The sequence below is a fragment of the Arthrobacter sp. NicSoilB8 genome (assembly GCF_019977355.1).
Taxonomy (GTDB): Bacteria; Actinomycetota; Actinomycetes; order Actinomycetales; family Micrococcaceae; genus Arthrobacter.
Genome location: NZ_AP024655.1, coordinates 297300 through 314632, shown reverse-complemented (window position 1 = coordinate 314632; position 17333 = coordinate 297300). Strand labels below are relative to the sequence as shown.

General features: G+C 69.1%; 16 protein-coding genes. 6 read left to right on the top strand and 10 right to left on the bottom strand.

What is annotated here, in order from left to right; translation table 11 throughout:
* Position 1 precedes the first annotated feature (1 nt).
* A complete protein-coding gene (locus LDO15_RS01455; RefSeq protein ID WP_223983249.1) occupies positions 2–2164 on the top strand; it encodes a copper-translocating P-type ATPase in 2163 nt (720 codons plus the stop codon).
* A gap of 16 nt (positions 2165–2180) precedes the next feature.
* Positions 2181–2816, top strand: a complete 636-nt coding sequence (locus LDO15_RS01450) for a methyltransferase domain-containing protein (protein WP_223983247.1) — start codon at positions 2181–2183, stop codon at positions 2814–2816.
* Between the two features lie 107 nt (positions 2817–2923).
* Here LDO15_RS01450 and LDO15_RS01445 read toward each other — a convergent pair whose 3' ends face one another.
* Positions 2924–4177 carry an acyl-CoA desaturase gene (locus LDO15_RS01445; RefSeq protein WP_223983245.1) on the bottom strand — a complete coding sequence of 418 codons (1254 nt, stop codon included), beginning with the start codon at positions 4175–4177 and terminating at the stop codon, positions 2924–2926.
* Positions 4178–4190: 13 nt separating this feature from the next.
* Positions 4191–5273, bottom strand: a complete 1083-nt coding sequence (locus tag LDO15_RS01440) for a ferredoxin reductase (RefSeq protein ID WP_223983243.1) — start codon at positions 5271–5273, stop codon at positions 4191–4193.
* Positions 5274–5370: 97 nt separating this feature from the next.
* Between LDO15_RS01440 and LDO15_RS01435 the strand changes: the two genes are divergently transcribed.
* The gene (locus LDO15_RS01435; RefSeq protein ID WP_223983241.1) at positions 5371–6579 is read left to right on the top strand and encodes a helix-turn-helix domain-containing protein; all 1209 of its coding nucleotides are present in this window, start codon (positions 5371–5373) and stop codon (positions 6577–6579) included.
* Between the two features lie 99 nt (positions 6580–6678).
* On the opposite strand, the gene LDO15_RS01430 is transcribed toward LDO15_RS01435, so the two are convergent.
* Both LDO15_RS01430 and LDO15_RS01425 read right to left on the bottom strand, forming a co-directional pair.
* Positions 6679–8121 (bottom strand): GAF domain-containing serine/threonine-protein kinase, encoded by a 1443-nt coding sequence (locus LDO15_RS01430; protein WP_223983239.1) that lies wholly within the window; start codon positions 8119–8121, stop codon positions 6679–6681.
* A 162-nt stretch (positions 8122–8283) separates the two neighbouring features.
* Positions 8284–9897 carry a peptide chain release factor 3 gene (locus LDO15_RS01425; protein ID WP_223983237.1) on the bottom strand — a complete coding sequence of 538 codons (1614 nt, stop codon included), beginning with the start codon at positions 9895–9897 and terminating at the stop codon, positions 8284–8286.
* A 377-nt stretch (positions 9898–10274) separates the two neighbouring features.
* On the opposite strand from LDO15_RS01425, the gene disA reads away from it, so the two are divergent.
* The gene (gene disA, locus LDO15_RS01420; protein WP_223983233.1) at positions 10275–11351 is read left to right on the top strand and encodes a DNA integrity scanning diadenylate cyclase DisA; all 1077 of its coding nucleotides are present in this window, start codon (positions 10275–10277) and stop codon (positions 11349–11351) included.
* 53 nt (positions 11352–11404) lie between these two features.
* Here the strand turns inward: disA and LDO15_RS01415 are convergent, their stop codons facing one another.
* Complete coding sequence (locus LDO15_RS01415; protein WP_346655977.1) at positions 11405–11992, bottom strand: hypothetical protein; 588 nt, start codon at positions 11990–11992, stop codon at positions 11405–11407.
* Positions 11993–12411: 419 nt separating this feature from the next.
* Here LDO15_RS01415 and LDO15_RS01410 point away from each other — a divergent pair, with 419 nt between their 5' ends.
* A complete protein-coding gene (locus LDO15_RS01410) occupies positions 12412–13248 on the top strand; it encodes an A/G-specific adenine glycosylase (RefSeq protein WP_276572955.1) in 837 nt (278 codons plus the stop codon).
* Between the two features lie 16 nt (positions 13249–13264).
* On the top strand, positions 13265–13762 hold the full coding sequence (locus LDO15_RS01405; RefSeq protein WP_223983227.1) for a hypothetical protein: 498 nt from the start codon (positions 13265–13267) through the stop codon (positions 13760–13762).
* A 110-nt stretch (positions 13763–13872) separates the two neighbouring features.
* On the opposite strand, the gene dhaM is transcribed toward LDO15_RS01405, so the two are convergent.
* From dhaM to LDO15_RS01380, 5 genes are all read right to left on the bottom strand, one after another.
* Complete coding sequence (gene dhaM / locus LDO15_RS01400; RefSeq protein ID WP_223983224.1) at positions 13873–14544, bottom strand: dihydroxyacetone kinase phosphoryl donor subunit DhaM; 672 nt, start codon at positions 14542–14544, stop codon at positions 13873–13875.
* Positions 14541–15170: a dihydroxyacetone kinase subunit DhaL gene (dhaL, locus tag LDO15_RS01395; RefSeq protein ID WP_223983221.1), complete on the bottom strand. Its 630-nt coding sequence runs from the start codon at positions 15168–15170 to the stop codon at positions 14541–14543. Before dhaL ends, dhaM begins: the two co-directional genes overlap by 4 nt.
* Positions 15171–15172: 2 nt before the next feature.
* Positions 15173–16174 carry a dihydroxyacetone kinase subunit DhaK gene (gene dhaK / locus LDO15_RS01390; RefSeq protein ID WP_223983218.1) on the bottom strand — a complete coding sequence of 334 codons (1002 nt, stop codon included), beginning with the start codon at positions 16172–16174 and terminating at the stop codon, positions 15173–15175.
* Positions 16175–16317: 143 nt separating this feature from the next.
* A complete protein-coding gene (locus LDO15_RS01385) occupies positions 16318–16668 on the bottom strand; it encodes a hypothetical protein (protein ID WP_223983214.1) in 351 nt (116 codons plus the stop codon).
* Positions 16669–16812: 144 nt separating this feature from the next.
* Positions 16813–17322 (bottom strand): amino-acid N-acetyltransferase, encoded by a 510-nt coding sequence (locus LDO15_RS01380; protein ID WP_223987674.1) that lies wholly within the window; start codon positions 17320–17322, stop codon positions 16813–16815.
* Positions 17323–17333: the final 11 nt, after the last annotated feature.

Here is a 17333-nt window from a genome sequence, read left to right as displayed (position 1 = left end):
CATGGAACACCGGCACAGCAGCCCGGCCGTCGACCGGCACAACGGCCACCACAGCCCGCACGCGGCGCCGCACGGCAGCCATCCCGCGCACCCGGCCGCCCCCGCGGCCGCAGTTTCGGCGAGAGATGACCACATGGTGCACAGCCACGGCCAGCATGCCGGGCACAGCGTCGCAATGTTCAGGGACAGGTTCTGGCTGACGCTGGCGATGGCCGTGCCGGTGCTCCTCTTCAGCCCCATGTTCGCGGATCTCCTGGGCTACGAGCCTCCCGCCTTTCCCGGCTCCGCCTGGATTCCGCCCGTGTTCGGCACGGCGATCTACGTGTACGGCGGCCGGCCGTTTCTCACGGGCGGCCTCAACGAACTGAGGACCCGCAAACCGGGCATGATGCTGCTGATCGCCATGGCCATCAGCGTCGCATTCGTCGCCTCCTGGGTGACCAGCCTGGGCCTCGGCGGCTTCAACCTCGACTTCTGGTGGGAGCTGGCACTGCTGGTACCCATCATGCTGCTGGGCCACTGGATCGAGATGCGCGCCCTCGGCTCTGCCCAAGGCGCACTGGATGCCCTGGCGGCGCTGCTGCCCGACGAGGCGGAACGGGTCACGGACGCCGGCATGGAGACTGTCAGCGTCTCCGAGCTCCGCGCCGGAGACACGATCCTGGTCCGACCCGGCGGCCGGATGCCGGCCGACGGTACGGTGAGCGATGGCCACGCCGAATTCGACGAATCGATGATCACCGGTGAATCGAAGACCGTCCTGCGAACACCCGGCGACCCTGTGGTGGCCGGTACGATCGCCACGGACAACTCCGTGCGGGTGCGGGTGTCGGCCATCGGCGAGGACACCGCCCTGGCCGGCATCCAGCGCCTTGTGGCCGAGGCGCAGGCGTCTTCCTCCCGGGCCCAGGCCCTCGCCGACAGGGCCGCGGCGTTCCTCTTCTACTTCGCCGCCGGCACCGGCGTCCTAACTTTCATCTTCTGGACTCTGATGGGCAGCGTCACCGACGCCGTCACCCGCACGGTGACCGTCCTGGTGATCGCCTGCCCCCACGCGCTCGGGCTTGCCATCCCGCTCGTCATTGCCATCTCCACCGAGCGGGCGGCCCGGGCGGGCGTCCTGATCAAAAACCGGATGGCGCTGGAGCGCATGCGGACTATCGACGTCGTGCTGTTCGACAAGACCGGGACCCTGACCAGGGGTGAGCCGGAACTCAGGGCGGTCGCCGCGGCCGCCGGCACGAGCATGGCCACGGAGGCCGGGCAGGACTCCGGGCAGAATACTGTTCTGGGGCTTGCCGCCGCCGTGGAGGCGGACAGCGAACATCCGGTGGCCCGCTCGATCGTCGCCGCCGCCCGGGGCCGGGGGCTGGAGATCCCGACGGCGGAGGGGTTCACCTCGCTGACCGGCCGCGGCGTGCGCGCCACGATCGATGGCCGCACTGTCCAGGTCGGCGGCCCGGCACTGCTCCGCGAGCTCGGTTTGCAGGAGCCGCAGGCTCTGGCCGTCGCCACCGGCGCGTGGCTGGAACGCGGCGCCGCTGTGCTCCACGTCGTGGACAGCGGCACCGTAGTGGGCGCGGTCAGCCTCGAGGATGCCGTGCGGCCCGAGTCCCGCCAGGCCGTCAGCGCCCTCCAGGCACGCGGCATCAAGGTGGCCATGATCACCGGCGACGCCCGGCAGGTGGCCCGGGCAGTAGCGGAAGAGCTCAAGATCGACGAGGTCTTCGCCGAGGTCCTCCCCGCCGACAAGGACAAGAAGGTTGCCGAACTGCAGCGCCGCGGACTGAAAGTGGCCATGGTGGGCGACGGCGTCAACGATTCCCCCGCGCTGGCACGGGCGGAGGTGGGGATCGCGATTGGCGGCGGCACGGATGTGGCAGTGGAGTCAGCCGGCGTGGTCCTGGCCGGCAACGATCCCCGGGCCGTGCTGTCGATGCTCGATCTGTCCAAGGCCAGCTACCGGAAGATGTGGCAAAATCTCGTGTGGGCCACCGGGTACAACGTCATCTCGGTGCCGCTGGCGGCCGGCGTCCTCGCCTTCGCGGGGATCGTCCTCTCCCCCGCCGCGGGCGCCGTGATGATGTCGGCGTCGACCATTGTTGTTGCACTGAATGCCCAACTGCTCCGCAGGCTCAAGCTCAACCCGGCCGCGGTCAGCTGAGCGGCCGGAGGCTCCCATGCCGCGAACCAACCGCCACGACACGTCGTTCGGAAGTTCCTATGCCCGCGCGGGTCCTCGGATGGATGCCCGCGGCGCAACGGAGCACCGCCGGCGCCTCGTCGAAGCGGCATACGGCGTCGTCGTCGAAATCGGGGCGGGCTACGGGGCCACCTTCCCGCACTACCCTGCCGCGGTGACGGGAGTGCTGGCCCTCGAACCGGACCCCACGCTCCGGGGGCTGGCACTGGCCGCCGCGCGCACGGCGCCGGTGCCTGTCACCGTGGAAGAGGGAGTGGCGGAATCGGTGCCGACGGCGGACGCCTCGGTCGACGTCGTCGTCTCCAGCTTGGTGCTGTGCAGCGTGGCTGACCAGTCTGTCGCCCTGGCGGAAGTGCTCCGGGTCCTGCGGCCCGGCGGCTTGCTGCTGTTCTATGAACACGTCCGCTCGGCGCACCGCGTGTTCGCCGCCGCCGAAGATCTGGTCACGCCGCTGTGGAGCCGGATGGCGGGCGGGTGCCACCCGAACCGCGACACCGTCGCCATGATTGCCGGGGCAGGCCTCACCGTGCGGGCCATGGAGCGCTTCGGATTTTCGGTTCTCCCCGGCAACCCGCGGCTGGCCCACGTCCTGGGCGTGGCGAGCAAGTCCTGAGCCCGCGGCGCGGCGGAAAGGCGAAGGCGCGACGCAAAAGGGGCGCCTGCCGCGATGGCAGACGCCCCTCCTCGTGGTTGCGGCCGGGCGGACCCGGCCCGGAGGGCCTAGGCCTTCTTGGGCGGCAGGGCCAGCCTGAAGATCTTGGCCCACGTGGAGCCGACCTGCTTCAGCAGCGGACCCGTGGTGTACGGCAGTCCGTAGCGCTTGCAGATCTCCTGCACCTTCGGCGCCACCTCGGCGTAGCGGTTCGACGGCAGGTCCGGGAACAGGTGGTGTTCAATCTGGTGCGAGAGGTTGCCGGTCATGAGGTGCATGAACTTGGAGCCGGAGATGTTGGCCGAGCCGATCATCTGCCGCACGTACCAGTCGCCGCGGGTCTCGCCCTCCACCATTTCCTCGGTGAAAGTGTCAGTGCCTTCGGGGAAGTGGCCACAGAAGATCACCGCGTGCGCCCACACATTGCGGACGGCGTTGGCGGTCAGGGTGCCGTAGAGGGCCTGCTTGCCGGACCCGGTCAGCATGGCGACGGCGGGCGTGGCGGCGTAGTCCTTGGTGAACTGCTTCAGGGCCTTGCGGCCGAGGGCCTTCAGGTCCTTGGTGAGCGCTTCCTTGGACTTCCTGCCCTCCTTGTAGTCCACGAGTTCGAGGTCGTAGATCGCGATGCCCCACTCGAAGATCGGTGCCAGCAGCGCGTTGTAGAGCGGGTTGCCCAGGTTGAACGGCGTCCATTCCTGCTCCGGATCCATCCGCAGCAGGTTGTATCCGATGTCGTTGTCCTTGCCGACCACATTTGTCCAGCGGTGGTGGAGGTCGTTGTGGGTGTGCTGCCAGGAGCGCGCGGGGGTGACGAAGTCCCATTCCCACGTGGTGGAGTGGATGTCCGGGTCCCGCATCCAGTCCCACTGGCCGTGCAGGATGTTGTGCCCAAGTTCCATGTTTTCGAGGATCTTGGCGAAGCTCAGCAGCGTGGTGCCGGCGATCCAGGCGGGCTTCTTGCGGCCCATCAGGAGCAGTGCACGGCCCGAGAGCTCCAGGCCGCGCTGGATCTTGATCATCCGCCGGATGTAGGCGGCGTCGGACGCGCCGCGCTTGCCGAGGATGTCGTCGCGGATGGCGTCGAGTTCGCGTCCCAGCTCCGCAACCTGCTCGTCGGAGAGGTGCGCGGCCGCGGGCGGGCGCAACAGCGGGCTGCCGGTTTCGGCGAGGGCACCGGGCCGCCTCTTCGCGGCCGTGCCTGCCTTAGCGGCGGCGCCGTTGGCTGAACCGTCCGTTAGTCCGTCTGTTAGTCCGTCGGTTAATCCGTCTGCGACGGGGGTGTCGTCTCCGGACAGATCCGGCTTGTTGGAAACAATCGTCATGCGGTGATACTCCTCAGAGGTCGAGGTTAACGGGGCCGGCGGCTGCCGACACGCACGTCTGGATTAGTTGGCCCGGCTCGCCGTGCACCTCACCGGTGCGAAGGTCACGGACGTGGCCTGCGCGCAGCGGGATGAGGCAGCTGTGGCAGATCCCCATGCGGCAGCCGCTGGGCATCAGGACCCCGGCGTCCTCGCCGACATCGAGCAGCGGGGTGTCGCCGTCGGCCTCGACCTCGCGGTCGGAGGCCTCAAAGGTGACCAGTCCGCCGTCGTGCCCGGCCCCGGCGGCGAGGCTGGTGGTGAAGCGTTCGATGGTCAAGGTGCCGGGCTTGTCCGCCGCGGCCGGCGGGGCGTCCACGGCTTCGGCTTCCCACAGCGCCTCGGTGTCGTTGAGGAATTCTTCCGGGCCGCACGCGTAGGCGGCGCGCTCGCGCCAGTCCGGGCAAAGCCGGTCCAGGTCCGCGGCAGAGGTGAAGTCCAGCCGCCCGCGCTCTCCGGTGAACCAGTGCGTGACGCGGAAGTTGGGGAACTGGTCGGAGAGCTCGGCGAGTTCCTCACGGAAGATGGCGTCCGCGGCGGTGCGGGCGGTGTGGATGAGGACGACGTCGGAGTCGGGCCGGTGCGGCACGAGGGTGCGGATCATCGACATCACCGGGGTGATGCCGCTGCCCGCCGTGAGCATGAGCAGCGGCCGGGGGTGCTCAGGCAGGACGAAGTCGCCCTGCGGAGGCGCGAGGAACAGGACGTCGCCCGGCTTGGTGTCGCGCACGAGGGCCCCGGAGACGGCGCCCATGTCGGTAACCGTGATTGCCGGGTCCTGCCCGGCGGGGGCACTGAGCGAATAGGACCGCCAGTGGCGGACGCCGTCGAGCTCGACGCCGATGCGGGCCCACTGGCCGGCAAGATGCGCTTGCCAGCCGCGGCCGGGACGGAAGAAAATGGTGGCGGAATCGGCCGTTTCTGGAACCACCCGGGTGACCACGCCGCGCAGTTGGCGGGCGGAGAACACGGGATTGAACAGCGACAGAATGTCTTCTGGAGCTAGGGGGGTGGTCAGTAGAGATGCGGCGCGCGCCAGCTTACGGAGCCGGATCATTCATCAAGCTTATGTCAGTTTGCGCCATACTTCTTCACCCAAGGCATACGATCGACTCTAGAAAACTATCCCACCGCAACAACTCCCTGGATTGTCCATGACCACTACCCCCGCCCGGGAGCCCGCCGGCCCCGCCCCCGCCTACGACCCTCCCTGGCTCGCCCTGCCGCGGGAGGTCAGCGACATGCTGCGTCCCAGGATGCCCGGCATTGTCGAGGCCATCATCGATGCCGTCCCGCAACTCGTTCCGGCGTACGCCAGGCCGATTGAGGGCCGGTTCGGCCGGGGCCTGCGAAGGGGCGTGGCCGCGGCCCTGGACCGTTTCCTGCAACTGCCCGGGACCCGGCTGCCGGCGTTGTCCGAGGAAAGCCGGGAACTCGTGGCCGGGCTGGGCAGCGGCGAGTTCCGGCAGGGCCGGAGCATGGACGCCCTGCTGAGCGCCTACCGGATGGGCGCCCGCGTGACATTCCGGGAAATGTCCAAGGTCTCGGTGGAACACCATCTGGGCCAGGCCGTCGTGGTGGATCTCGGCGAATCGATCCTCGCGTACATCGACGAGCTATCGGCAGTCAGCGCCGAGGCCTACGCCTTTGAACAGTCCGAACGCGCGGGCGCGGTGGACCGCCGGCGCACAGAGCTGCTGGACCTGCTCCTGCTCGGCCAGGCCGACGAGGCGGCCCTGCGCCAGACGGCGGCGATGGCGGACTGGTCCCTGCCGCAGCGCATGGCGGTGGTGACGCTTCCGCTGGACCGGGCTGCCGGGCTGCGGCTGCGCCTTGGGCCCGGAGCCCTGGTGATAGAGCGAGAGACCGACGTCGTTGCCCTGGTCCCGGCGCGGAAGTCCAAGTCCGCCCGGGAGGACCTGGACCGCGCCCTGAAAGGGCGCGGCGCCTCCGTGGGACCGGCCGGCGGCTGGGAAAGGGTTCCGGATTCGCTGCGGCTCGCCGTGCTGGCTGCCGCTGCCCTGCCTCCGCGCGAAGGGCCGGACGATCCTCCGATCTGGGCCGACGAGCACCTGGCCCAGGTGATTCTCGGAGCGGAGCCCTCGGCCATCACCGAGCTCGCCAACCGCCGGCTTGCTCCGCTGGAAGGGCTCCGTCCCGCGCAGCGGGAGCGGCTCGCGGAAACCCTGCTCTCCTGGCTGCGGCACTGGGGCCAGCGGGCCCCGGTGGCCGCCGAGCTCGGGATCCACCCGCAGACCGTGGGTTACCGGGCCGCGCAGTTGCGCGAACTCTTCGGCGACGCCCTCGAGGACCCGACGGCGCGCTTCGAACTTGAACTGGCCCTGCACGCCGGCCGGCGGTGAGCCGGCGGGAAGCCAAGCGCTGAGCCGGACGGTAAGCCCGGCAATGAGCCGGCCGGGAGCCGCCGGAAGCCCGGCAGTGAGCCGGCCGGGAGCCGCCGCTTACCCGGCGAGCGCCCGCCGGCTGTGGAGCCGCAGCTCCAGGTCATGCATCACGAGGGCCGCCAGGTCCTCCAGCGCCGAGGTGTCCTCATCGCTGAACTCGCGGGGCTCGCGGTCCAGGATGCAGAAGGTGCCCAAGTTGTAGCCGTCCGGGGTGCGCAGCGGGACTCCGGCGTAGAACTGCAGGCCGAACTCGCCTGCCACGAGCGGGTTGGACAGCGTCCGAGGATCCTTGGTGGCGTCCCGGACTACCCAGGCATCGCCCTGCATGATGGCGGAGGCGCACAGCCCGGGGTCGCGACCGATCGCAGTGACGTCGGTGCCGTGATGGGCCTTGAACCAGATGCGGTCATGGTCCACAACGCTGACGATCGCCACGGGCACCGAGAACATGCGTGCGGCCAGCGCCGCGATACGGTCGAAAGCGCCGTCTGCCGGGGTGTCCAGGATCCCGTACCGCCCGACGGCCTGCATGCGCCCCTCTTCATCGGTCAGTAGCGGGGCCGCGTTGCGGCGGTGGCGTCCGGCACCGTTGATGACTTCCTGGCGCAGGGCCAGCGACACCTCGCGGGCCGGCGGGCGGGCCGCCGGCTCCCGGTCCAGCATGGAGGTCAGCAGGGCCACCCACAGGGGCGCGAGCTCTTCGGGGATGTCCGGGTCGTGGAGCAGCCGGGCCAGGGCTGACTGGACCGGCGCGCCGGGGTACGCCCTCCGCCCGGTGAGGCCTTCCAGCAGAACCAGCCCCAGCGAATAGACGTCGCTGGCGGGACCGGCCGGTTCGCCCGCGGCCTGTTCGGGGCTGAGGTAGGCCGGGGTGCCGGAGCTGTCGTCAGGGTCCCCGCGGTGGCCTTCGCGGAGGGTGATGGCCACGCCGAAGTCACTGAGTTTGGCCCGGGGGCGCCGGTCCTCAACGCTGTAGTCCACGAGCAGGATGTTCGCCGGTTTGACGTCCCGGTGGATGATGCCGTGGTGGTGGATGTGAGCCAGTCCGTCGGCCAGATCGTGTCCGATCAGCGCCATGTGGGCCGCCGAGAGCGGGCCCTCGGCGGAGCGGCGGCGAAGGTCAGGGCCCCGGACCAGTTCCATCACGAGGTAGTCGAGCCGGCGGTTCGGGTCGCTGAGGTCCGCGCCGGCATCGAAAAGCGTCACGAGGGCGTGGTGGGCCATGCCCGCGAGAATCCGCACTTCGTCGTTTTGCCGGCGCGGCCGCCCTGAGTCCGCTGCCTCGTCGTCCGCCGCTTTGTCGCCCGCCACATTCTTGTCCGCAGCGTTCTTGTCCGCCGCGATCTCATACACAGCACCGTCGCGGAAGAGTTTGATTGCCACGTCGCGCCCCAGGACCTCGTCCGTGGCACGGTACACACTCGATTGGCTGCCCCGGCCGATGAGTTCTTCGATCCGGTAGCGCCCGCTGAGCAGGAACCCGGGGTCAACAGTTGTCAAAGGTCTACGTGGTCCCTCTAATGGGGCCCGCCGCTGGAATCGGGCGGATCAGTCCAACGCCGGAAACTGACCGGCGCCCGCATTATTAGCAAGGTTACTTATGATAACGCGGAAACCGGGTTCGGCAAGACGCGAAGGGGCCCTGCCCGCCAGCCTTTCGCGCTATTTGGCGGGGTTGTGGGTGCCGATCGGGACCAGGGTGAGGTCAGGGTGGTTCTTTTCGATCCGGCGCAGTGCCCAGACATCGTTGAACAGGGCAAGGTATTCCCCGTCGGACCGCAGGAGGACTTCGGCGCCGGGCACATTGGCCAGCGCCGGCATGGCGTCCGCGGTCGAGATCCGGGCAATGGAATACGGCAGGCGCTCCAGCCGCATGGGCGCGCTGAAGTCGTGGGCCATGCGGTCTTCGACCACCTCGAACTGCATCGGGCCGACGGCGGCAAGAACGGGCGCCTGGTCTCCGCGGATGTCGGAGCGGAGCACCTGAATGACGCCCTCGTGCTCGAGCTGCTCGATGCCGCGGCGGAACTGCTTGAACCGGCTTGGGTCCTTCGAGCGCGCCACCTGGAAGTGCTCCGGGGCGAACAGCGGGATCGCGGGGAACTCCACGGGCCGGTCCAGGAAGAGGCTGTCCCCCACGCGGAGGGAGGAGGCGTTCACGAGGCCCACCACATCGCCCGGGAAGGCCTCGTCGATCACCTCGCGTTCGCGGCCGAAGACCTGCTGGGCGTACTTCGTGGCGAAGGATTTTCCGGTCCGCCCCTGGGTGACCACCATGCCGCGCTCGAACATGCCGGAACAGACGCGGATGAAGGCAACGTGGTCGCGGTGCGCCTTGTTCATGCCGGCCTGGACCTTGAAGACGAACCCGGCGAACGGGGCGTCAACTGGGCGGGGATCGCCGTCGACGTCGGGCCGCGGGGCAGCGGGCGGGGCGAAGTCGACGAGGGCGTCGAGGATTTCCTTCACACCGAAGTTGAGCGCGGCCGAGCTGAAGAGGATCGGCGTCGCCTTGCCGGCGTGGAAGGCCTCGACGTCGAACGCCAGGTTGGATTCGATGACCAGCCCGGCCTCGTCCACGGCGTTGGACCAGTCCTCGCCCTGGCTGTCCGCGGCCTCGTCCGGGGTGAAGTACTCCGTGAGGGCAATGTTGGCGCCGGCGTTGTTGCGCTTGAACTGCGCGAAGCGGTCATTGCGCAGGTCCCAGACGCCGCGGAAGTCGCCCGAGATCCCCACGGCCCAGGTCAGCGGCATCGGCTGCAGCCCGGTACGCTCGGTGATCTCGTCCATGAGGGCCAAGGCGTCCAGGCCCGGCCGGTCCCACTTGTTGATGACGGTGATGATAGGCAGGTTGCGCTGTTTGCAGACCTCGAAGAGCTTCATGGTCTGGGTTTCGAGGCCCTTGGCGGCGTCGACCAGCATGACGGCGCAGTCCACGGCCGCCAGCACACGATAGGTGTCCTCGGAGAAGTCCGCGTGGCCGGGGGTGTCCAGGAGGTTGATGACGGTGTCCCGGTAGGCGAACTGCAGCGCGGCGGAGCTGATGGAGATGCCGCGGTCCTTTTCCATCTGCATCCAGTCCGAGACCGTCTCCTTGCGGTTGGCCTTGCCGCTGGAGGCGCCGGCAGTGCCGATCACCTTCGCGTGAAGTGCGAGGGCCTCCGTCAGGGTGGATTTGCCGGCGTCGGGGTGCGAAATGACCGCGAAAGTCCGGCGCCGGGCCGCCTGCTTGTGAATCTCCTGGACTCGGGCGGGGCTGAGGACTTCTTGAGACACGATGCTACTTTCGCTGCGGCTGTGGACGGGTCACGGCGCGGAGAACCCGCGGTACACCCAAGGATCCAAGTTTATCGCAGGCCGCACACCCCGCAGAAGCGGCCGCCATGGACGCGGCCATGGCGCCGCGGGAAACACCTGCAGGCTTCCGTTGAAACAGCCCCAAAATGCCCTCCGGGACAGGAGCCTCGGAGGCCGTTCCGGAGGCTCCCCGCGGCACGTCGCAATGGACCACTTTAAGGCTTGCCTGTGCGGAAGTGGGCCTGCTTTACCCCTATCATGGGGAGAGCGGGGAACTGAGTACTTTTGATCCTGCCGGTGGACCCTGGAAACCGGCATACCTGCAGGCGCCTGCCTGCACCTTTGAAGGGAAATCTATGGCTCGGAGCCCCGAAGATTCGCTCAAGGCGACTCTGGCCAGAGTGGCACCGGGCACCGCCCTCCGCGACGGCCTGGAGCGGATTCTCCGCGGACGGACCGGCGCGCTGATTGTGCTGGGCATCGACAGGACCATCGAGTCCATCTGTTCGGGCGGATTCGAGATCGGCATCGATTTCTCCCCCACCCGGCTGCGGGAACTGGCCAAGATGGACGGGGCCATAGTCTGCGACAAGGATGCCAGCAACATCCTTCGCGCAGCCGTTCAGCTCGTCCCGGACTCGAGCATCGAAACGCAGGAATCGGGCACCCGGCACCGCACCGCAGAACGCGTGGCAATCCAGACGGGTGTTCCGGTGATTTCGGTGAGCCAGTCGATGCAGATCATTGCACTGTACGTAAACGGGCTGCGCCACGTTCTGGAGGGCTCGGAGAAGGTCCTCGCCCGCGCCAACCAGGCCCTGGCAACCCTGGAACGCTACCGCTCGCGCCTGGACCAGGTGACCAGCTCGCTGTCCGCCCTGGAAATCGAGGCCATGGTGACCGTCCGCGACGTCGCGGTCACGCTTCAGCGCCAGGAAATGGTGCGCAGGATCTCCGAGGAAATCTCCCAGTACGTCCTGGAACTGGGCGAGGACGGCCGCCTGCTATCGCTGCAGCTGGACGAGCTCACCGTGGGCCGCGGCCCGGGCAGCGACGTCATCATCCGCGACTACTCCGGCCCGAACGCAACCGCAGAGGACATCGACAATGCCGTCAAGGCCCTCGTCAGCCTGGGCCCAACCGAGCTGATCGACCTCGGCAAGATCGCCGGGATCGTCGGCTTCGCCGGCGGCGAAGCCAACCTCGACGCCGTCGTGCAGCCGCGCGGCTACCGCCTTCTCTCCGGCCTCAAGGCCGTGCCGAAGGCCGTCGCGGACCGCCTGGTGGACCACTTTGGCGGCCTGCAGTTCCTGATGGCGGCCACGATTGATGACCTCATGACCGTGGACGGAATCGGTGACCAGCGCGCCAGGACCGTGCGGGAGGGCCTGAGCCGCATGGCCGAGGCAAGCCTGCTCGACCGCTTCCTCTAAACCGCGTCCGCTGCCCCGCAGCTGCCGACCTGCACCTGACTCTTCGGTCCCTATCAGTCCAGCTGGAACACGGCCTTGGGGCTGGTCTTGTTCGCCAGCCGGGCGGTGAAGACATAGTAGGCGCCGCCCGCCCCGGGCTTGACGTCGACGGGCTCGCAGCCCTGCACCGTGCGGTTGCGCTGCCACGGGAAGTTCGCCGTTTCGCTCTTGCCCGGAGCAATGGTCTTCATCAGGTCCGCGCTCTCCGCCTGGCAATCCTTGGAAGAGAAGATCCGGTCCGAGCCGCTGGTGATCATGTACTCCATCTGCGACGTCCCCATGTTGACCTCGCACGGCACCTTGTTGTTATTGGTCACCTTGAGGCTCAGCAGCGGCTTCTCACCCGCAGCGTAGCGGTCCTTGTCGGTGGAGGCGGTGACGATCACCAGATTCTGTTCACAGCCGTCGCCCGACGTTGGTGTGGGGGTGGCCGAGGGGTCTCCGGACGGCGAGGAACTAGCCGAGGCGGAGACTGCCGGTTCGCTCGCTGGCGCCATGCCGGCCCCGGTCGGTTGGCTCCCGGAGGGCTGGCCGCCGCTTATGGCGCTTGAGACGGCGACGAAGCCGCCGAAGGCCACCGCGATGACAAGCAGCAGGACCACGCCCGCAAACAGCCGGCGACGGCGGTAGACCGGGCTGAGCGGGGGCCGTCCGGGTTTGCGCGCGGATTGCCTTCCGCCGGAACCCTTCGGCCGCGAACCGCCCGTTCCTGAAGTGCCTTGCCTGACCATTCTTCTAGCCTAGAGAACCGCGCGGGCTATGGCGCCCGACCACGCCGCGGTACCCGCAGCCGTCCGGATCTCTTCCCCGGATCTACTACGCTGAATGGATCGAAACTCTAGCCCAAACCCCAGCAAGATCCGCCGTGGCACAGCCCGAACGCCGTCCGACTGAACCGCGAACCACAGTGCTGCCGGACGGCAGCGCGGATCTCCCTGTCCTCCACGCCGCCCTGGCCGGCTGGTTCGCGTCCAACGCGAGGGACCTGCCGTGGCGGGCCGCGGAGTGCACACCCTGGGGCGTGCTGGTCAGCGAGGTCATGCTCCAGCAGACGCCGGTGGTCCGGGTCCTGCCGGTCTGGGAGGAGTGGCTGCGCCGCTGGCCGGAGCCGTCCGACCTTGCCGGCGAACCTGCCGGCGAGGCAGTCCGGTCCTGGGGACGGCTCGGGTATCCCCGGCGCGCACTGCGCCTGCATGCGGCCGCCGTCGTCATCCGGGACAGCCACGACGGGACGGTCCCTGGCGCCTACGCGAAACTCCTGGAGCTCCCCGGCGTGGGCAGCTACACGGCGGCAGCTGTTGCGGCTTTCGCCTTCGGGCGCCGCGAAACGGTGGTGGACACCAATATCCGCCGGGTCCACGCGCGCCTGCTTCTGGGCGCGGCCCTGCCTTCGCCGGCCCTGACCGCGGCCGAAATGCGGCTCGCGGCGTCGCTGCTCCCGGAGGAGCCCGGCGCCTCGGTGCGCTGGAATGCCTCCGTCATGGAACTCGGCGCGACGGTCTGCACGGCGCGTGCCCCCAAGTGCGGGCAGTGCCCGGTCCGCGAGTCCTGCGCCTGGCTTGCCGCCGGCGAGCCGCCGCCGACCTATACGCCCAAGGGGCAGGCCTGGCATGGCACGGACCGGCAGGTGCGCGGCGCCGTGATGGCCGTCCTCCGGGTAGCGGAGGACCCCGTGGCCCCGGAGCTGTTCCACCGGGCCCCGGCGGACCTGGGCTTCGAACCGGAGGGAATCGGGATTCCGCTCGCGGCCCTGCACCGGCTCAATGCGGCTCCCGAGCAGCTCGAACGTGCGCTGGCCGGCCTGCTCGGAGATGGCCTCGCCGAGCTGCACCGGGGCGGCTTCCGGCTCCCGGCCTGAGGATCTACGCTGGAGCATGCGCAAGCTGGCGGCTGTGGCCGCGCTGGCCCTCACCGCCGTGCTGGCAACCTCATGCCGGCCGGTGACCGCCTGCCCGGCGATCGCCCAGGCACCGGTTGTATCGTTGACCGTGGACCGCGCCTACGCCCCGTCCGTGAAGGCGGTTCATCTCAGGGCGTGCCAGGACGGGCGCTGCAAGGAAGCGGACCTGGAGCTCATGCCGGGTAGCACCGCCGTGGACCAGGGCTGTGAACCCGGCCCCTCCGGCGGCGACGGCGTCTGCTCGGCCACCTCCTCCCCCGACGGAACTCTTACCGGCATGCTGATGATGGAGCCGTTGACCGCCAGCCGCATCGACGTGACGGCCACCGTAACGGACGCCGCCGGGCACCGCCTGCCGCCCCGGACCGCGGCCTTCAAGCCCCGCGTGGCGCACCCGTTCGGCGAGCAGTGCGGAAGCTTCATCACGGCTGGCGTGGTGCTCGACGCGGGAGGCCTTCGGCAGGCACCCTAGCCCCGGCCGAACGGCCCTGCGCGACTCTAAGCGGCTCCATGCAGCTCTAAGCGGCTCGCGCGGCCGGCAGGGGCAGCCGGCAGGCCGCATGCGGGCCGGGAGCCCGCGGCCTACGGCTCTCCGAACCCCGAGCCGACCAGTCGCTCCAGGTAGCCCACCGCTTTGGCGGCATCCGGGCCGCTGGCCTCCACGTGCAGGACGGTTCCCTTGCCGGCGGCCAGCATCATGAGCTCCGTCATAGAGGCGCCATCTGCGCCATTAACGGTGACATCGGCGTCCATACCGGACAGCCCGCCGGCGATCTTGGCCGCCGGCCGGGCATGCATGCCGGCCTGGTTGACGAGCTCGAAGTCCCCCGTGGCGTCCGGCGGCTGCCGGTGCACGTGTTCGGCCTCCGCGGGGTGGACCGGGGGCCGGTAGACGGCCTCGGCTGCGTCCTTCACCGCAGCCGCGTCGGCCCCCGTCTGAGCGGCCACCGCGGCCGCCACGAGGCCCTCCACCAGGGGTGCGTCCGCGAGCAGCACGGATTCCGGATCCGCCGCGAACTCCGCCGCTGACTCGGCCGTCATCACGGCGGATCCGAGGTCCGTGAGCACCACGACACCGTCGCCGGCTGCCTGCTCCAGCGCGGCCATGACCTTCTCCAGGCTCGTGCCGATCCGGCCGTCGTCGGTACCGCCGGCGGGGAGGATGAGGACGTCGGGCGCCATCTGTGCGGCGAGTTCGGCGGCGCCGTCCGCGATCTTGGCACTGTGCGAGACGACGACGAGCCGGACTGTCATTCGGCTGCTCCGGCCGCGGCACGCAGGATCAGTGCGCTGGAGACCGCTCCGGGGTCGCGGTGGCCGATGCTGCGCTCCCCCAGGTAGCTGGCACGGCCCTTGCGGGCGAGCATCGGATCGGTGGACACAGCGCCGGCCTCGGCCGCCTCCGCAGCGGCAATCAGCACCTTCCGGACGTCGCCGTCGTCTGCCGCAGCAGCAGCGGCCGCCTCGATCGCGGGCGTCCACGCGTCCACCATGGTCTTATCGCCTGACTCGGCCTTGCCGCGGACGACGATGCCGTCGCGGGCCGCCTGGAGGGCGGTGGCCAGGGTGGCGGCGTCGACGTCGGAGGTGTTGCCCAGCGCTGTGGCTGCCCGCAGGAATGCCGTGCCGTACAGCGGGCCGGCCGCCCCGCCCACCTTGGACATCAGCGTCATGGCCGTGAGCTTCAGGGCAGCACCCGGGGTTTCCGGCGGCGCCTCGGCGAGTTTGTCCATGACGGCCTTGAAGCCGCGGTCCATGTTCTCGCCGTGGTCAGAGTCGCCGATGGGCCGGTCCAGCTCGATCAGTTCCACCCGGTGCTCCGCCATGGCCTGCGCTGAAAGGGTCAACCAGCGCACGGCCCAGCCGACGTCCAGCCCCACAGTCAGACGCCCCAGCGAAGGGCCGGAGTGTGCACGGGGGCGTCCCAAAGCGAGGTCATTTCGTCATCGAGGCGCAGGATCGTGATGGAGCAGCCCTGCATTTCCAGGGAGGTGATGTAGTTGCCCACCAGGGAGCGTGCCACGGTGACGCCCTGCTCCGCCAGCCTCTGCGCGGCGCGGCGGTACACGATGTACAGCTCGCTCGCCGGGGTGCCGCCCATGCCGTTGACGAATAGGAGCACTTTGTCCCCGGAGTTCAGTCCGAGGTCGCTGACCACCGGGTCCAGGAGGCGGTCGGTGATGCCGTCGGCGTTTTCCATGGGAATCTTGTGCCGTCCCGGCTCGCCGTGGATGCCGATTCCGATCTCGATCTCGTTTTCCTCGAGCTCGAAACTGGGGACTCCCGCGTGCGGAACCGTGCAGGCGGACAATGCCATGCCCATGCTGCGCACGTTCTGGTTGACGCGGTCGCCGATCGCGGCGACGGCGTCCAGGTTGTCGCCGCGTTCGGCGGCCGCACCGGCGATCTTTTCGACCAGGACCGTTCCGCCGACGCCCCGGCGGCCGGCCGTGTATAGCGAGTCCTGCACGGCGACGTCGTCGTTGACCAGGACGGTGCGGACCTCGACGCCTTCTGCTTGCGCGAGTTCGGCCGCGGTTTCGAAGTTCAGGACGTCGCCGGTGTAGTTCTTGACGATGTGCACGACGCCGGCGCCTGAGTTCACGGCCAGCGTGGCCGGAAGGATCTGGTCCGGGGTGGGCGAGGTGAACACGGCGCCCGGAACGGCGGCGTCGAGCATGCCCATTCCCACGTAGCCGCCGTGCAGCGGCTCGTGCCCGCTGCCGCCGCCGGAGACGAGGCCGACTTTCCCTGCCACCGGCGCGTCCTTGCGCACGATGTACTTCGGGTCCGGGAAGACGGTCACGAGGTCGGCATGTGCAAGCCCGAACCCTTCCACTGACTCGTCGACCACGGCTTTGGGATCATTGATGAGCTTCTTCATGGCGGTGCTCCCTGGATGGTGTCCTGGCTGCTTGCTTAGACCCTACTACCGGGGCACTGCCGGCGGTAGGCTCCGGATTCCCCCGGCCGGCTGCCCGGGGCTGGGTGAAGCTGCTGTGGCGTGCGGTGGGTCCGGCCGGCGCGTCACGCCTGGCTGTCGGCCCACGCCGGGAAGTGCGGCCAGGCGTCGCCGCCCAGCCACGAGAACGGCGGTGCGGCGAGCCGGTTCTTGCGGGCACGGGTCGTGGCCGGCGGCCCCGGCGCGGCGGCCGTGCCCGGGTCTGCGGTTTGCCCGGCGCCGGTCACCCCCGTACCGGGCGACGAGTGGTTTGCTGTTTCCGGCAGCGGTACCTCCGGCGTCTCCGGTGCCTGGATCGGCGACGGTGCCGGGTTGCTGGCCGCTGCGCTGAGGACACCTGTGCTGTGGACAACTGCGCTGTTGACCACAGTGCCGGGCAAAGCGGAGAAATCGGGAAAAATTACGTCGTTATGCAATTTTTTGCCTCCGAAAGTGTGATGGCCCACCCCCTGAGCCGGCATCAGTTTATCCATCAATTTTATTGAATGGAAGACCCGGCCCCGGGGCGTTGCGGCGGACCGCGGTCGGCGGCCTGGGCAGGCCCGACAGCCTTGGCGCGCCTACAGCTCCTTGATCATCCGCGTGTTGCCCAGAGTGTTGGGCTTGACCCGGGCCAGGTCCAGGAACTCGGCCACGCCCTCGTCATGGGAGCGCAGGAGCTCCGAGTACACCACGGGGTCCACGGCGGTCTGGTCAGCCATGACTTCAAAGCCGTGCTTCTTGAAGAAGTCCACTTCAAAGGTCAGGCAGAAGACACGCGACACTCCCAGGTCCCGGGCGTCCTCGAGCAGCCGCTCCACGAGTGCGTGGCCCACGCCCTTGCCGCGCCAGGCATCCGAAGCCGCGAGCGTGCGCACCTCGGCGAGGTCTTCCCACATGACGTGCAGCGCTCCGCAGCCGATCACTTCCCCGTCGGCCGATTCGGCGATCCGGAATTCCTGCAGGCTTTCGTAGTAAGCAACCGTTTCCTTGGCCATGAGGATCCGCTGGTCGGCCAGCGGCGCCACCAAGGTCTTGATGGCAGCAACGTCGCCGGTGCGGGCAGGGCGGATGCGGATCGTTTCGGTCACGGTCTTAGTCC